We start from the raw sequence: 14,737 nt of genomic DNA, 5'->3' as shown, positions 1-14,737 counted from the left end.
GCAATAAATGCGTAACCAATGCATCGTCACCCCACACCGGGCGCTAAGACCCATTTAACGAGGCGTGATCGGAGAGGCAGGTCACCATGACATATTCGAACTTTATCAAGGCCGCACTTGCGGGCTTGGCATTGTCGTTCGCGACAGTGCCAACCTCAAGTGCCGCAGAAACTTTACGCGTATTACGCGGCTCGACTTCAAGCGCACTGCAAGTGCCAATGAACCGCGCCGTTGTCGTCGAAAGCGATTCTGCGTTTACGGAATTATCAATTGCAAACCCTGGCATCGCCGACATCTCGTCGCTGTCAGACCGCACAATTTATGTGCTTGGCAAGGAACCAGGGCGCACAACACTTACTTTATTAGGGGCCGATGGGCGCCTGATTACGAACGTCGAGGTCCACGTGACCCCCGACATCGCAGAATTCAAAGAGCGTCTGGAACAGATCCTACCGGGCGAAAACATTGAAGTGCGCACAGCCAACGACGGCATTGTCCTTTCAGGCACGGTATCATCCATCGCCCGTCTGGACCGCGCCCTTGAATTGGCGAACCGGTATGCACCAGAGCGGGTTTCGAACCTGATGGTTGTTGGCGGTACACAGCAGGTTATGTTGAAAGTCCGCTTTGCAGAAATGCAGCGGTCAGTCAGTAAATCACTCTCATCCTCACTTGCGGTTCAAGGCACAGGCCTTGGCGGTGACTTGGGTGTATCAGCGGGCACAGGCACGTTGAATAACTCTTCTGGTGTCGCAAATACGTTCGGCGGTTCAATCCCCGGATCGAACGAAAGCAATGGGGCATTCCTCTTTGGATTTAACGCAGGTGGCCTTGAAGTGGGCATCTTGTTGGAAGCCTTGGAAAGCCGCGGCGTTGTCCGCACATTGGCAGAACCAAACTTGACGGCCCTCAGCGGCCAAGAAGCAAAGTTTCTTGCTGGTGGCGAGTATCCTGTTCCTGGCTCAAGTGATGGAGGCGGTGTTACGATTGAATACAAACCTTTTGGTGTTGAACTAAACTTCATACCACGGGTTATCGATCAAGACATCATCAACCTCGAATTGGTTGCTGCGGTATCGTCCATCGATCCATCAAACGGGATTTCGGTGAATGGCTTAACTGTAGACGCATTCACACGTCGCGAAACATCAACGACTGTTGAAATGCGTGACGGTGAAAGCTTTGCTATTGCAGGGCTGTTGTCTGATGACTTTACCGATTTGAATGGTCAGGTGCCATGGCTGGGCGACGTGCCTGTGCTTGGGTCTCTGTTCCGGTCAGCGGAATATGCACGTAAACAAACAGAGCTGGTGATCATCGTGACACCACATCTGGTCACACCAACACGCGGCGAAGCGCTTGCCTTGCCAACTGATCGTGTGCGTCCACCGACCGAGCGTGAATTGTTCCTGTTTGGCCGTGTTGCCGCAGGCGATGCACCAACAACTGGTGGTGCTGGCGAAGTTGCGCGCCAAGACTTTAGCGGGTCTTACGGCTACGTGCTGGACGATTGAGAGGGAATGATCCAATGAAAATCTATCTGTCAGCCCTTGCTGCACTGGCTTTCCTAGCAGCGTGTGACCAAACATCAGGTGGGGCGTTTGATCGCCCGCTTGGCTCCGAACTGGACAATAGCGATTTCGGCAATGCGACGATGACCAACCATATGGCCCAAACAGGCCAGAACGGGTTGACCATCAACTTGCAACGCCGGTTCGCGTCCGAAGTAGAATCGACTGTGAACTTTGCATTCAACTCTGACGTACTGGACGGCGCCGCACGTGCGACGCTGACCCAGCAGGCCAACTGGATCAAACAATTCCCAGAAGTGCGCTTCAAAGTGTTCGGCCATACCGATCTGGTTGGGTCTAATGCGTATAACCGTCAACTTGGTTTGCGCCGCGCCCAAGCTGTTGTGGCATATCTTTCGTCACAAGGCATCAGCCGGTCCCGTTTGGAAGCTCTCGTATCATTCGGTGAAGAACAGCCGCTTGTTGCGACACAATCCATGGAACGCCGCAACCGTCGCACGATTACCGAGGTATCCGGTTTCGTCGATGGCGATGGTATGGAGCTGAACGGCAAATACGCGGCTGTTATCTTCCGCGAATACGTCGCAAGCGCTGTCCCGCCGACAACAGTCACCCAGACACAAGCACCGACTGCTTCGGGTGGCTAGACCTAGATAACACCTCTTTATCTGATCCAAAATGTTGACGCGGCCTTAACGGGTCGCGTCAACAACGTTTAAAAATATCCATGATCGTTGCCAAATATCGCACAAAGGCGATCTTTTGGCCAAAATCTCGACATGTTTGAGGGCCAAAACCACATCAAAGGGATTTCTCCGCATTCACTTATGCGGGCCGATTGACCAAGGGGCGAAATATTACCGCCCCAAAGTTGACGGAAAAAATCCTGCAATGATGAGGATTTGAATGATGAGCAGCGCAGTTTTGCAGCACGAGCCCCAACCGATTGTCGCCTGTACAGTCAGCCGTGATGTGCAGATTTTTGATCTGCTCATTGAGGACATGGAAGCAGCCCTTGGTGAACAATGGGGCGATTTGTCGTTTGATGACGCCATTCCATTCCTCGCACAGCCCGATGCTGCGTCGCTCAAGTTCCTGACCATTGCAATGGATCACGAGGACGAAGATCGGCTCGCCTTGATCACAGAGATCATCGCAGGCGCCAAAGCCAAAAACATCAAGGTCATTCTGATTACCGAAGACGTCAGCCCTGCCGCGTTGCACAATTTATTGCGCGAAGGTGGCGACGAATTTGTCCCCTACCCGCTTCCTGAGAACGAACTGGCCCGTGCGATCGAACGGGTACTTACCCCGGCCGAAACCATGTCAGTTGCCCCAACCGACGGCGACGCGCCCCGCAAGAAAAGCGGCGGCGGCAAGAATGGCGTCATCATGCCCGTCCACGGCATGTCCGGCGGCATCGGTGCGACGACCATGGCGGTAAACCTCGCATGGGAATTGGCCACGCTGGAAAAAGTCGAAGCGCAAAAGGTTTGCCTGCTCGACTTTGACTTCCAGTTCGGCACGACATCCACATATCTGGACCTGCCCCGCCGCGAGAACATCGTTGAATTGCTCGGCGACACAGAATCCATGGACAGTGAATCTTTCTTGCATGCGCTGACGCCATACGAAGACAAACTGCACGTCCTGACAGCGCCGTTTGACATGATCCCGCTTGATCTTGTCGGCCCCGAAGACATTCAACGGATCATCGATTTGGCGGCGAGCCACTTTGATTATGTCGTCATCGACATGCCGTCCACGATGGTGGAATGGTCCCAGACTGTGCTTGATGCAGCCCATGTTTATTTCGGCGTGATCGAGCTTGATATGCGGTCCGCGCAGAACACACTGCGGATGAAACGCGCGCTCCAAGCCGAAGATTTGCCATTCGACAAAATTCGTTTTGTGCTGAACCGCGCGCCTGGTTTCACCGATTTGAACGGCAAAGCCCGTATCAAACGGTTGGCTGACAGCCTTGGCATCAGCATCGAAGTTTTACTGCCCGACGGTGGCAAGCCCGTCGCACAAAACGCGGACCACGGTCTGCCATTGGGTGCAGGTCTGCCAAAAAATGCATTGCGTAAGGAAATCGCGAAACTCGCGAAATCGGTCCACGAAGTAGGCGCGTCTGAAGCCGTTCAAGGCTAAGGCAAAGGAACAAATTAATGTTTTCTAAATATAAAAAACCTAATGCTGGTGGTGAAACTACCAAAACGACCGCAAAGTCGAACTTAGCTGCGGTTGCCGAACCTGTTTCCGACATCGCAGCAAAGAAATCGATAATGCGCGTGATGCCGACAAAAGCAGTCGTCGATGTCGCCGCCGCTGACAAAGAGAAACGCCGCAAGGTACGTCTTAGCGAGATCAAGCTAGAGTTGCACAAGGCATTGCTTGATAACCTGAACCTTGCCGCACTCGAATCCGCCTCTGAGGCGGACTTGCGCGCTGAGATCAACGCCATCGCCTCCGAATCGCTTGAGGAAATGGGTATCGTTCTGAACCGCGAAGAGCGGACGACTTTGTCGCAGGAATTATACTTTGAGGTAACGGGCCTTGGTCCGCTTGAAACGCTTTTGCAAGACGACACCGTGAACGATATTCTGGTGAACGGTCCGCAGCAGGTCTTTGTGGAACGCGACGGTAAGCTCGAATTGTCGGACGTGACCTTCAAAGATGAAAAGCACTTGATGCGGATCATCGACAAGATCGTGTCCGCCGTGGGTCGTCGTGTTGACGAAAGCAACCCTTACGTCGATGCGCGCTTGCAAGACGGATCACGTTTCAACGCCATGGTGCCGCCCGTTGCGGTGGATGGATCACTGGTGTCCATTCGTAAGTTTAAAAAGGATAAGCTGGGGATCGACGATCTGGTCCGCTTTGGTGCCTTTACCGAAGAAATGGCCGCTTATTTGCAAGCCGCCGTTGCGACCCGCCTGAATATCATCGTCTCCGGCGGTACGGGCTCTGGTAAAACAACGACGCTGAACGCCCTGTCATCGTTCATCGACAACAACGAACGTATCCTGACAATCGAGGATACAGCGGAACTTCAGCTCCAGCAGATCCACGTGGGTCGAATGGAATCCCGTCCACCAAACGTGGAAGGCAAAGGCGAAGTGTCACCGCGCGACTGTCTGAAAAACGCACTGCGGATGCGTCCTGACCGGATCATCGTGGGTGAGACGCGTGGCGAAGAAGTTATCGACATGTTGCAGGCGATGAACACGGGCCACGACGGGTCCATGACCACAATTCACGCCAACAACGCGCGTGATGGTATTTCGCGTTTGGAAAACATGATCGCGATGGCCGGTATCGAAATGCCTTTGAAGGCGGTGCGATCCCAGATTTCATCAGCGGTGAACTTGATCGTGCAAGCCTCGCGTCTGCAAGACGGGTCGCGTCGTATGACGTCCATCACTGAAATCACAGGCATGGAAGGCGACGTTATTTCCATGCAGGAAGTGTTCCGCTTCCAGCGCGTCGGCCTGACTCCCGATAACAAAATTATCGGCCACTTTACCGCGACCGGTGTGCGTTCCGCGTATTCCGACCGCTTTAAGCTGTGGGGCTACGACCTGCCCGCAGCTATTTTTGAACCCATGGTTGCGGAGTAAATCCAATGATTTCAGCACAACCCGTTATTTACGTCGTTATTTTCATCGCCGTTTTGTTGCTGGTCCAAGGTGTGTATTTGCTGATCTTTGGCAAATCCGTGCAACTGGATAACAAAGTGAACCGTCGTCTCGCCTTGCTTGAAAAAGGCGGTCAGCGCGAACAGGTGTTGGAGCAGCTGCGCAAGGAAATGACGCAGCACATGAAATCGCAAAGCATCCCGCTTTATTCGATTTTGGCGTCCAAAGCGCAAAAAGCAAACATCGTCTTTACACCGATGCAGTTGATCATGGTGATGGCCGGTGCGAGCGTCGCGGCCTTTATTGGCCTGACGTTCGGGACCGAAGTTGAGCCGCTCGTGCGGACCTTTGTGTCTATCGGTATGGGCGTCGGCGGCGTTTACATGTGGATTGCCCGCAAAGCGAACAAACGGATGTCGATGATCGAAGAACAACTGCCCGAAGCGGTTGAGCTGATGGTCCGGTCTTTGCGCGTTGGACACCCGTTCTCGTCCGCTATTCAGATCGTTGCAAAAGAAATTCCTGATCCGTTGGGCACCGAAATGGGCATGATCTCGGACGAGGCCGCATATGGTCGCGACATGGGCGAAACCCTCAAAGCGATGGCTGAACGTCTGGACATGCAAGACATGCGCTTCTTGGCCGTTGCCGTCACCATTCAGCAGCAATCAGGTGGTAATCTCGCCGAGATTCTGCACGGCCTAGGGCTGGTGATCCGTTCGCGCTTCCGGCTATTCCGCCGTGTTAAGGCGATCACAGCCGAAGCCCAATGGTCGGGCAAACTGCTCTCGGCATTCCCGCTAATGGCGTTGGTCGCGATCAACTTAATCCAACCTGACTACTTTGATGATGTCATGGAAACTGAAGTGTTCATCCCGGCTTGTCTCGTCGTTGCCGGATTTCTGATCACAAACGTGATTGTCATGCGGTCGCTCGTGAATATTAAGGTCTGAGGTTAATTATGGAATTCATCGATAACGCGAAACTGATGCTCGAAAGCATGTTAGGGCCATTTGGGCCGCTGATGTTGGTCGGTGGACTTGGGTTCACGATGATCCTGATCACACTGCCGGTTCTGCTGAAAAAGCGGGATGATCCGTTAGATCGGCTGAAGGCTTCGACGCGCACGACGGAGAAACTGCCCGGCAAACCCGAGAAACTTCGAGCCGCAAGCGGGCGTGATAAACTAGAGAAATACGCAAACTTCCTCGAACCACAGGATGCTGAAGAATTCAGTGCTGTTAAACTAAAATTAATGCAAGCGGGCTATCAAGGCAAAAACGCTGTACGCATGTATCACTTTGCGCAGTTCGCATTGGGTGTGATTGGCCTGATCATTGGTGTGATCTACGCCATGATGAATACCAGTGGTCAAGATGTCACGACGCAGGATCTACTCATCTGGGTTCTGATACCGGGTGGTGCATTTTATATGCTGCCTAAATACTGGGTCACGCGCCGCCAAGCGATGCGAAACGAGGCAATCACACATGGCTTTCCTGACAGCCTTGATATGATGCTCGTTTGCGTGGAGGCTGGTCAGTCTCTCGACCAGTCGATCATTCGTGTTTCGCGTGAATTGAAATCAGGCTTCCCCGAACTCGCTGGCGAATTCGAACTCGTCAGCAACGAAATGAAAGCCGGTAAAGACAAAGGTGCGGTTCTCAAAGACATGGCGGAACGTTGTGGCGTTCAAGACATCACCAGCTTTGTGACCGTCTTGGTGCAATCACAGCAGTTTGGTACATCGATTTCCGACGCGTTACGGGTTTATGCGTCAGAAATGCGGGACAAACGGGTGATGCGTGCCGAAGAGGCCGCAAACAAATTACCCACAAAGATGACTTTGGCGACGATGATGTTGACTGTCCCGCCACTTCTGCTCATTTTGATCGGACCATCACTTTACGGCATTTCCCAAAACTTGGGGGGTGGCTAAGCAAGGCAGTCACATATGACCTACATTCGGGCCCCGTTTATCTTAATGGCCCTCTACATCTTAGCCGCTTGTTCATCAGGCGGCTTTGATCGTTCTCAAGATGACCCATTTGCACCAGGGATCGCGGGCGAGTCCGACATCGATGGCCTAATCGTCGGGCACCGCCTGATGCAGGCAGGACAGTTCGAACTCGCCCTCAAGGCCTACACCCGCGCTGCATCGCAACAAGGTTTGAACCCCGACACATTGTCAGCACTGGGGTCCGCGAACCTGCGTTTAGGGCGCCTAGGCCAAGCCGAACGCTGGTTGCGCCGTGCCACAATCGAGGCGCCAGAATTCGCGCCTGCATGGAATAATCTGGGCGTGATCTTAATGGAACAAGGCAAAACAGGCGAGGCTAGCGAGGCATTCCGTCGCGCATTTGCCACGGATAACGGAAATTCCGACCAAATTCGCGAGAACCTGCGCGCGGCGCTCGCTAAATTAAATGACCCTTTCTATGCTGAATCTCAAGAAAACCAAGAATTCGAACTGGTGCGACGAGGAACAGGGGACTTTGCCTTGACGTCAGCACTTTGAGGTAAGAGCAGTAAAAAGGACGCAAAAACATGCGCCACCCTATTCTTTTTCCGATGTGCATCGCCGCAGTTGTGGCCTTGTCTGCATGTCAACGGTCCGGTGACGCTGAAGTGCAGCGCGCCTTGCAAGACCTGAACGTGGTTGACGAGACCAACCTGAATGACGTTTTTCTGACGGTCAGTGATCCGGACGAAGCCGTCAGCTATTTCAGCCGCGCGAATGACAATGATCCCGGCCGCATCGATTTGCTGCGTGGATTGTCGCAGTCCTTGATCCGTGCAAAACGCAACACCGAAGCCGTTACCGCATGGCAGGCCGTCACCAGCCATGCCGAAGCAAATAACGATGACCGCGTTGAACTGGCTGATGCCTACATCCGCACAAACCAGTGGGACAAAGCAGCCGCAACGTTGAACGCGATCCCGCCGACCCACGAGACCTTCAAACGCTACCGCCTCGAAGCGATCATCGCAGACAGCAACGAACAATGGGAAAAAGCGGACAGCTTTTATCAGATTGCCGTTGGCCTGACGACGACACCCGCTGGCGTCTACAACAACTGGGGTTACTCAAAACTCACACGCGGCGCTTACCGTGATGCCGAGCGTATGTTCACCGATGCCCTGCGTCACGATCCACAGATGTTCACCGCGAAAAACAACATCGTTTTGGCCCGCGGCGCACAGCGCAACTACGATCTGCCGGTTATCCCGATGAACCAGACCGAGCGGGCGCAATTGCTGCATACGATGGCCCTGACCGCGATCAAGCAAAACGACATCACGATCGGCAAAGGCCTGTTGCGCGAAGCGATCGACACCCATCCGCAACACTTTGAGGAAGCAACACGCGCGCTGCGTGCCCTCGAAGATAACGTTACCAACTAAAAGGTTACGCGACGTGGACGGACTTACATCTTGGGCGGCGGCATGGTTTCTTGTCGCTGCTATTCCAATCTCTGGCTTTGTCATCTTTAGCGACCTGTCGCGGATGAAAATCCCCAATGTCGCAGTTGGCGCGCTCATTGCGAGCTACGCTGTGCTGGGCCTCATCGCGTTGCCGTTTGAGCAATACCTCTGGCACTGGACCCATTTTCCCGTCCTTTTGATCATCGGCATCATCCTAAACGCTGCCGGCGTCATGGGCGCAGGCGACGCAAAATTCATCGCCGCCGCAGGTCCATTCATCGCCACTGCCGACCTCATCACCCCAATGATCCCGCTGTTTTCGGCCTGCCTGATTGCGGGTTATTTTGCACATCTGTTGGCCCGCAAGTCACCGATCCGCACAGCCGTGCCGCATTGGGAAAGCTGGACATCAGGCAAACGGTTCCCGATGGGATTTCCCCTTGGCATGACCTTGGTCTTTTACCTGCTGATCGTGCTCTTCACACGTTAACCGCGTAAAATGCCACTGACATGACAAAGTTTTGTTCATCATTTCGCCATAATACCTTGGTTGATTGACCATCAATTCACCCTGCGAAACGGGGTGTTCGGTGCAGTCAGACAGCAGGCAACATAATGAACGTTCAAAACCCAACCGTCATGGCACCCCCTGCCCCCAAAGGGCTGGCCGGGATGCAATTGCCAATGTCGATGATGCGCGACATTTTGTTGAAAACAATGTTCCGCATGAACCTGAACAAGGTGTCCGAACTCAGCCTTGTGGTCTGTCTTCCGATCCCGGTTGTTCAGGAACTGGTCGACCTGGCACGCAGCCAACTACTGCTCGAGGCGACGGGCACAATGTCCGCGAGTGCGAGCAATGAAATGGGCTACCAACTGACCGACGCGGGTAAAGCCCGTGCGCTTGATGCGCTTGCGCAATCCGAATATTTCGGCGCGATGCCTGTTCCGCTCGAAGTATACCGCGAACAGATGCAACGCCAATCCATCCGCAACATTCAAGTCTCCCGTGATCGCCTCACGTCTGCGATGGGTCACCTCATTTTGCCCGACAGCTTGCTTGACCACCTCGGCCCTGCGGTTGGCGCTGGTCGCTCGATCCTGATGTATGGCCCTCCGGGCAACGGAAAATCGTCTATCTCCAATGGGATACGTGATGCGCTTGGCGATAAAATCTATGTGCCGCGTGCCATCGAATATTCCGGTCAGGTGATCACCGTCTATGACCCCATCGTGCATTCCTCTGCCGAAGACGATCGCGACGACCCGAATTCTCTGCGCCGGACGTCCGGTCGCTATGATACGCGCTACGTCAAATGCGAACGTCCGACTGTGATCACTGGCGGTGAGCTGACGCTTTCCATGCTTGATCTCGTCTACAATTCTACCGCGCGGACCTATCAGGCCCCGCTTCAGCTCAAATCGTCCGGCGGCATTTTCATCGTGGACGACCTTGGCCGTCAGGCAGAACCTCCGCAGGCGCTGATCAACCGTTGGATCGTCCCGCTCGAAGAAAACAAAGATATTCTCTCGCTGCAATCCGGCGAAAAATTCGAAGTGCCCTTCGACACGCTCGTCATTTTCTCAACCAACTTCCACCCCAATAAGATCTTCGATAAAGCGGCGCTGCGTCGGATCTTCTACAAGATCAAAATTGATGGTCCCGATCAGGCCGACTTCCTCAAAATCTTCGCCATGGTCGCCCGTAAACGCCGCATGCCGCTAGACGAAGCAACCCTGATTCACCTCCTGAACAACCGCTATCCGGAAATCGGCAACGCCTATGCGAACTACCAGCCGCTGTTCCTGATCGACCAAATGATCGCGATTTGTGAATTTGAGGGCATCCCTTACCAAATGACGCCAAAACTGGTGGACCGGGCGTGGGAAAACATGTTCGTCAAGCAAGAAGACATCGCTCACTAACGCGACCCGCGCTTCATTTCGCCGAAACAACTCCCGCCGGAGGCATCAACCGATGCCCCCATTGCGGCCACCCGCGATTATCGGCACTCTATCAGCATGAATGATCAAGGGCCTGATAACGCTTCCCCCGCGCAAATGATCTTGCCGCAAATGTTCACTGACTGGTTCGCATCCCGTGGGTGGACCATTCATCCCCACCAACGCGAGATGCTCGACCGTAAAGACGCACCCGCCTTGTTGTTGATTGCCCCCACTGGTGGCGGCAAAACGCTGGCTGGTTTCCTTCCGACGTTGGTCGAGCTGGCAGATGGCGAACATACCGGTCTGCACACGCTTTACGTGTCCCCACTCAAGGCACTTGCCGCTGATATCAAACGCAACCTGCGCATGCCCGTGGACGAAATGAACCTGCCGATACGGATCGAAGACCGGACTGGTGACACCTCTTACACGCAAAAACGCAGGCAACGCGCCGACCCGCCGCACATCCTGCTGACCACACCGGAAAGCCTCGCATTGCTCACCTCCTACGAGGACGCGCCGCGCATTTTCAAAGGCGTGCAGCGCATTATTGTCGATGAAATTCACGCGCTTGCTGATAGCAAACGGGGCGACCAATTGATGTTGGCGCTGTCTCGTTTGCAAACTATCGCGCCTGATCTGCGCCGCGTCGGGTTGTCCGCAACCGTCGAAAATCCGCAAGCGATCGCCCGCGAACTCGCCTGCCATCCCGATCCATGCCCAATTTTGCAGGCCGACCCAGGCCCCGCACCTGATATCCAAATGCTCGTTACAGACGAACATCCCCCATGGACTGGCGGTGGCGCAAAATACGCGATTCCCGCCGTGCTGGAACAGGTCAAACGCCACAAAACAACGCTTATTTTCCACAATACCCGTGCGCAGGCCGAGATTTTCTTTCACAATTTATGGCTCGCAAACGATGACGCCTTGCCCATCGGCATCCATCACGGATCGTTAGATCGCAGCCAACGTGAAAAGGTCGAAGCGGCGATGGTCGCGGGTGAACTTAAGGCAATCGTCTGCACAGGATCGCTCGATCTGGGAATCGACTGGGGCGATGTTGATCTGGTGATCCAAGTCGGTGCGCCGAAAAACGTCAAACGGCTTGTGCAGCGGATCGGGCGCGCAAATCACCGCTATAATGCGCCGTCCAAAGCATTGCTCGTGCCTGCAAACCGGTTCGAAGTTGTGGAATGTGTCGCAGCCCTCGAAGCGGTCCGCGCCTACGATCTTGACGGCGAACCCAAAGGCCCCGGCCCACGCGACGTGCTATGCCAGCACATTCTGATCACGGCCTGCGCCGGACCATTCGACGTCGATGCGCTCTACCAAGAGGTCATAACCGTCGGCGCATTCGCACAACTTTCACGTGCAAATTTCGACGCCTGTTTTGATTTCTGTGCAACTGGTGGTTACGCCTTGCGGGCCTATGATAAATGGAAACGGCTCCTACAACGCCCAGATGGCCAATGGCAATTACGCGACCCGCGCGCGGCCCAACGCATCCGCATGAACATCGGGACGATACAAGATACCGAAACCTTAAAGGTCAAACTCAAAGGCAATTTCAAAGCGTTAGGCGAAGTCGAAGAGGCCTTTGCAGCGACCTTAACGCCGGGGGACACGTTTCTCATCGGCGGGCAAATCGTGCGCTACGATAGCTTGAAAGAATTAACAGTGCAGGTGACGCGCGACGCATCCAAAACACCCAAAATTGCGACATTTATGGGTACGAAATTCGCGACATCGACCCAGCTACAAGCCCGCATTCTGCGGATGTTCCAGCAGGAGTCTTGGCCGCAGTTACCCGATCACACAGCCGATTGGTTGCAGCTTCAACGCGACATTTCCAAGCTACCCGAAGCAGATCGCGTCCTTGTCGAAAGCATGTATTTCGACAAACGGCACTACACCTGCGTCTACAGCTTTGCCGGGCGCAACGCGCAGCAAACGCTCGGATTATTGTTAACGCAACGCATGGAAGAATTGGGCCTACACCCGATGGGCTTTGTCGCGACCGACTATGCAACGCTGTTTTGGGGCCTCGATCCTGTCACTGATCCCACCACGCTGTTCGACGTGACCGCGATCAACGACGGGTTTGAAACATGGCTCGCAGGCAATGCCGTGATGAAGAAAACGTTTCGCGGCGCGGCAACGATTGCGATGTTAATCGAAAGGAACCTTCCCCAAGCTCGAAAATCTGGCCGCCAAGCCACGTTTTCCAGCGATATTCTGTACGACACGCTCTCGAAATATGACCCCGACCATTTGATGCTGCAAATCACGCGCGAAGAAGCACTGCGCGGGTTGGTCGATTTCGGGCGCATCTCGGAAATGATGACCCGCACGGCGGGCCGGATCGACCACGTCACGCTTGACCGCGTGTCACCACTCGCGGCGCCAATGCTGCTTGAGCGCGGCAAAGTGACTGTCGCGGGCAAAGCCGCCGAACGATTACTCGAAGACGCCGCGGCATTGCTGATGGAAAACGCAGGGCTCAGCCAACTTCCGCAATAATGCTTGCCAAGACCACCTGCACGCGGCACTTGAACACGATGAACGCCCATGTTTTCACATTTAACGAACACACGATGCACGCCGAACCAACAGGCGCATTGTGGCTACCAGAACCGCACGTATTGGTTGTATCGGACCTACATTTTGGCAAATCCGACCGGATCGCGCGACGGACTGGCACGCTGATCCCACCCTACGAAAACCTAGAAACGTTAAACCGACTTGATGCGGATATCACTCGGTTGGACCCGAAAACGGTCATTTGTCTGGGCGACAGCTTTGATGACTTGGACGGTGTTGAGGCATTCGACGATACCAATCGGGCGACATTGACGCGGCTTCAGGCCGGCCGCAAATGGGTCTGGATCGAAGGCAATCACGATCCCGGCCCTGTTAACCTTGGTGGAACACATGTGGCGGAATATTCAATCGGCAGCGTTGCGTTTCGGCACATAGCCTCCGCCGCGGTGCCCGAGGTGTCGGGTCACTACCATCCCAAGCACGGTATTGCGGGCAAAGGGCGACAAAAGCCGTGTTTTATCTACGATAAATCACGGCTGATTTTGCCTGCTTATGGTGCATACACCGGCGGTCTTTCTGCTACACATCCAGATTTGCGCGGCCTATTCGACGCCCGTGCGATTGCTGTTTTGACAGGACCGCGGGCGATTGCGTTACCACTTACGGCACCGAAGCTATCAAGTGCAAAATTAGGCCGTTAACCCTTCAGGTTCTTTCAAACCATTGGCGCGGCTACATGCCGTCACCGTATTCGCGAGCAGACACGCGATGGTCATTGGGCCGACACCACCCGGTACTGGGGTGATCGCGCCAGCGACAGCAGCGCAGCTTGCATAATCAACGTCGCCGACAAGGCGTGTTTTGGGCGACCCATCGTCCTTTAGACCTGCGTCAATCCGGTTAATGCCCACGTCAATTACAGTGGCGCCTTCTTTGATCCAGTCCCCTGTCACCATTTCGGGGCGACCTACGGCAGCAACCACGATATCGGCGCGCTTGACTGTTTCTTGCAGATCCTTCGTCCGGCTATGCGCAATCGTCACCGTGCAGCTATCATTCAACAGCAACTGCGCCATCGGCTTGCCCACGATATTAGAGCGCCCGATCACCACCGCGTTCATGCCGGAAATCGACCCGTGATGCTCGCGCAACATCATCAAGCAGCCCAGCGGCGTGCACGGCACCATAGATTTCTGGCCAGTCCCCAAGAGACCGACATTAGACACATGAAACCCGTCAACATCCTTTGCCGGATCAATCGCGTTAATCACCAAGTCGCTGTCCAGATGGTCTGGCAACGGTAATTGTACCAAAATGCCATGCACATCAGGGTCAGCGTTCAGCTCTTCAATGACCTTAAGCAATGTTGCCTCGGATGTATTAACATCCAATTTATGCTCGTAGGAATTCATGCCAACTTCGACGGTCATTTTGCCTTTTGACCGCACGTAGACCTGACTTGCAGGGTCTTCGCCGACCAACACAACCGCCAATCCCGGTGTGATGCCGTGATCCGCCTTCAGACGGGCGACATGCTCGCCTACTTTGCCGCGTACTTTGGCGGCAAAGGCCTTTCCGTCGATTACAGTCGCAGTCATGTCGTACCTCAATCTGATGATTCTAACGGGTTTTGCGCAGTCCTACCCT

13 protein-coding genes are annotated in these 14,737 nt (G+C 54.4%); 12 read left to right on the top strand and 1 reads right to left on the bottom strand.

Annotation, left to right across the window (positions count from 1 at the left end; translation table 11 throughout):
- Window positions 1-86 precede the first annotated feature (86 nt).
- The 12 genes from FHS72_RS10350 (at window position 87) to pdeM (ending at window position 13,791) form a co-directional block, all read left to right on the top strand.
- Entirely contained in the window at window positions 87-1,514 is a 1,428-nt protein-coding gene (locus FHS72_RS10350; protein ID WP_183528768.1) for a type II and III secretion system protein family protein, read from the top strand.
- A gap of 14 nt (window positions 1,515-1,528) precedes the next feature.
- Window positions 1,529-2,179, top strand: a complete 651-nt coding sequence (locus FHS72_RS10345) for an OmpA family protein (RefSeq protein ID WP_183528767.1) — start codon at window positions 1,529-1,531, stop codon at window positions 2,177-2,179.
- Window positions 2,180-2,438: 259 nt separating this feature from the next.
- Window positions 2,439-3,686, top strand: coding sequence for a CpaE/TadZ family protein (locus FHS72_RS10340; protein WP_183528765.1), 1,248 nt, complete (start codon window positions 2,439-2,441; stop codon window positions 3,684-3,686).
- Between the two features lie 17 nt (window positions 3,687-3,703).
- The gene (locus FHS72_RS10335) at window positions 3,704-5,155 is read left to right on the top strand and encodes a TadA family conjugal transfer-associated ATPase (protein WP_183528763.1); all 1,452 of its coding nucleotides are present in this window, start codon (window positions 3,704-3,706) and stop codon (window positions 5,153-5,155) included.
- Between the two features lie 5 nt (window positions 5,156-5,160).
- Window positions 5,161-6,126 (top strand): type II secretion system F family protein, encoded by a 966-nt coding sequence (locus FHS72_RS10330; RefSeq protein WP_183528761.1) that lies wholly within the window; start codon window positions 5,161-5,163, stop codon window positions 6,124-6,126.
- 8 nt (window positions 6,127-6,134) lie between these two features.
- Window positions 6,135-7,112 carry a type II secretion system F family protein gene (locus FHS72_RS10325; protein ID WP_183528759.1) on the top strand — a complete coding sequence of 326 codons (978 nt, stop codon included), beginning with the start codon at window positions 6,135-6,137 and terminating at the stop codon, window positions 7,110-7,112.
- Window positions 7,113-7,127: 15 nt separating this feature from the next.
- Entirely contained in the window at window positions 7,128-7,691 is a 564-nt protein-coding gene (locus tag FHS72_RS10320; protein WP_183528757.1) for a tetratricopeptide repeat protein, read from the top strand.
- Between the two features lie 29 nt (window positions 7,692-7,720).
- Entirely contained in the window at window positions 7,721-8,578 is an 858-nt protein-coding gene (locus FHS72_RS10315) for a tetratricopeptide repeat protein (protein WP_183528755.1), read from the top strand.
- A gap of 13 nt (window positions 8,579-8,591) precedes the next feature.
- Entirely contained in the window at window positions 8,592-9,089 is a 498-nt protein-coding gene (locus FHS72_RS10310) for a prepilin peptidase (protein ID WP_183528753.1), read from the top strand.
- Between the two features lie 125 nt (window positions 9,090-9,214).
- Window positions 9,215-10,525, top strand: a complete 1,311-nt coding sequence (locus tag FHS72_RS10305) for an ATPase (protein ID WP_183528751.1) — start codon at window positions 9,215-9,217, stop codon at window positions 10,523-10,525.
- A 96-nt stretch (window positions 10,526-10,621) separates the two neighbouring features.
- Window positions 10,622-13,069 (top strand): ligase-associated DNA damage response DEXH box helicase, encoded by a 2,448-nt coding sequence (locus tag FHS72_RS10300; protein ID WP_425511117.1) that lies wholly within the window; start codon window positions 10,622-10,624, stop codon window positions 13,067-13,069.
- Window positions 13,069-13,791 carry a ligase-associated DNA damage response endonuclease PdeM gene (gene pdeM, locus FHS72_RS10295; protein ID WP_343042674.1) on the top strand — a complete coding sequence of 241 codons (723 nt, stop codon included), beginning with the start codon at window positions 13,069-13,071 and terminating at the stop codon, window positions 13,789-13,791. Before FHS72_RS10300 ends, pdeM begins: the two co-directional genes overlap by 1 nt.
- On the opposite strand, the gene folD is transcribed toward pdeM, so the two are convergent.
- Complete coding sequence (gene folD, locus FHS72_RS10290; protein WP_183528747.1) at window positions 13,780-14,688, bottom strand: bifunctional methylenetetrahydrofolate dehydrogenase/methenyltetrahydrofolate cyclohydrolase FolD; 909 nt, start codon at window positions 14,686-14,688, stop codon at window positions 13,780-13,782. The two genes, pdeM and folD, sit on opposite strands and share 12 nt — an antisense overlap.
- Between the last annotated feature and the right edge of the window lie 49 nt (window positions 14,689-14,737).

It is taken from the genome of Yoonia ponticola, from assembly GCF_014199395.1.
Classification (GTDB): Bacteria; Pseudomonadota; Alphaproteobacteria; order Rhodobacterales; family Rhodobacteraceae; genus Yoonia; species Yoonia ponticola.
The sequence above is the reverse complement of the archived record's forward strand: the minus strand, read 5'-3'. Positions and strand labels throughout refer to the sequence as shown.

Bases quoted from the DNA above. Each gene is read 5' to 3' on its own strand.
- folD (WP_183528747.1), bottom strand. From the start codon at position 14,688: ATGACTGCGACTGTAATCGACGGAAAGGCCTTTGCCGCCAAAGTACGC.
- FHS72_RS10340 (WP_183528765.1), top strand. From the start codon at position 2,439: ATGATGAGCAGCGCAGTTTTGCAGCACGAGCCCCAACCGATTGTCGCC.
- FHS72_RS10330 (WP_183528761.1), top strand. From the start codon at position 5,161: ATGATTTCAGCACAACCCGTTATTTACGTCGTTATTTTCATCGCCGTT.
- FHS72_RS10325 (WP_183528759.1), top strand. From the start codon at position 6,135: ATGGAATTCATCGATAACGCGAAACTGATGCTCGAAAGCATGTTAGGG.
- FHS72_RS10335 (WP_183528763.1), top strand. From the start codon at position 3,704: ATGTTTTCTAAATATAAAAAACCTAATGCTGGTGGTGAAACTACCAAA.
- FHS72_RS10305 (WP_183528751.1), top strand. From the start codon at position 9,215: ATGAACGTTCAAAACCCAACCGTCATGGCACCCCCTGCCCCCAAAGGG.
- FHS72_RS10350 (WP_183528768.1), top strand. From the start codon at position 87: ATGACATATTCGAACTTTATCAAGGCCGCACTTGCGGGCTTGGCATTG.
- FHS72_RS10300 (WP_425511117.1), top strand. From the start codon at position 10,622: ATGAATGATCAAGGGCCTGATAACGCTTCCCCCGCGCAAATGATCTTG.
- FHS72_RS10345 (WP_183528767.1), top strand. From the start codon at position 1,529: ATGAAAATCTATCTGTCAGCCCTTGCTGCACTGGCTTTCCTAGCAGCG.
- pdeM (WP_343042674.1), top strand. From the start codon at position 13,069: ATGCTTGCCAAGACCACCTGCACGCGGCACTTGAACACGATGAACGCC.
- FHS72_RS10315 (WP_183528755.1), top strand. From the start codon at position 7,721: ATGCGCCACCCTATTCTTTTTCCGATGTGCATCGCCGCAGTTGTGGCC.
- FHS72_RS10320 (WP_183528757.1), top strand. From the start codon at position 7,128: ATGACCTACATTCGGGCCCCGTTTATCTTAATGGCCCTCTACATCTTA.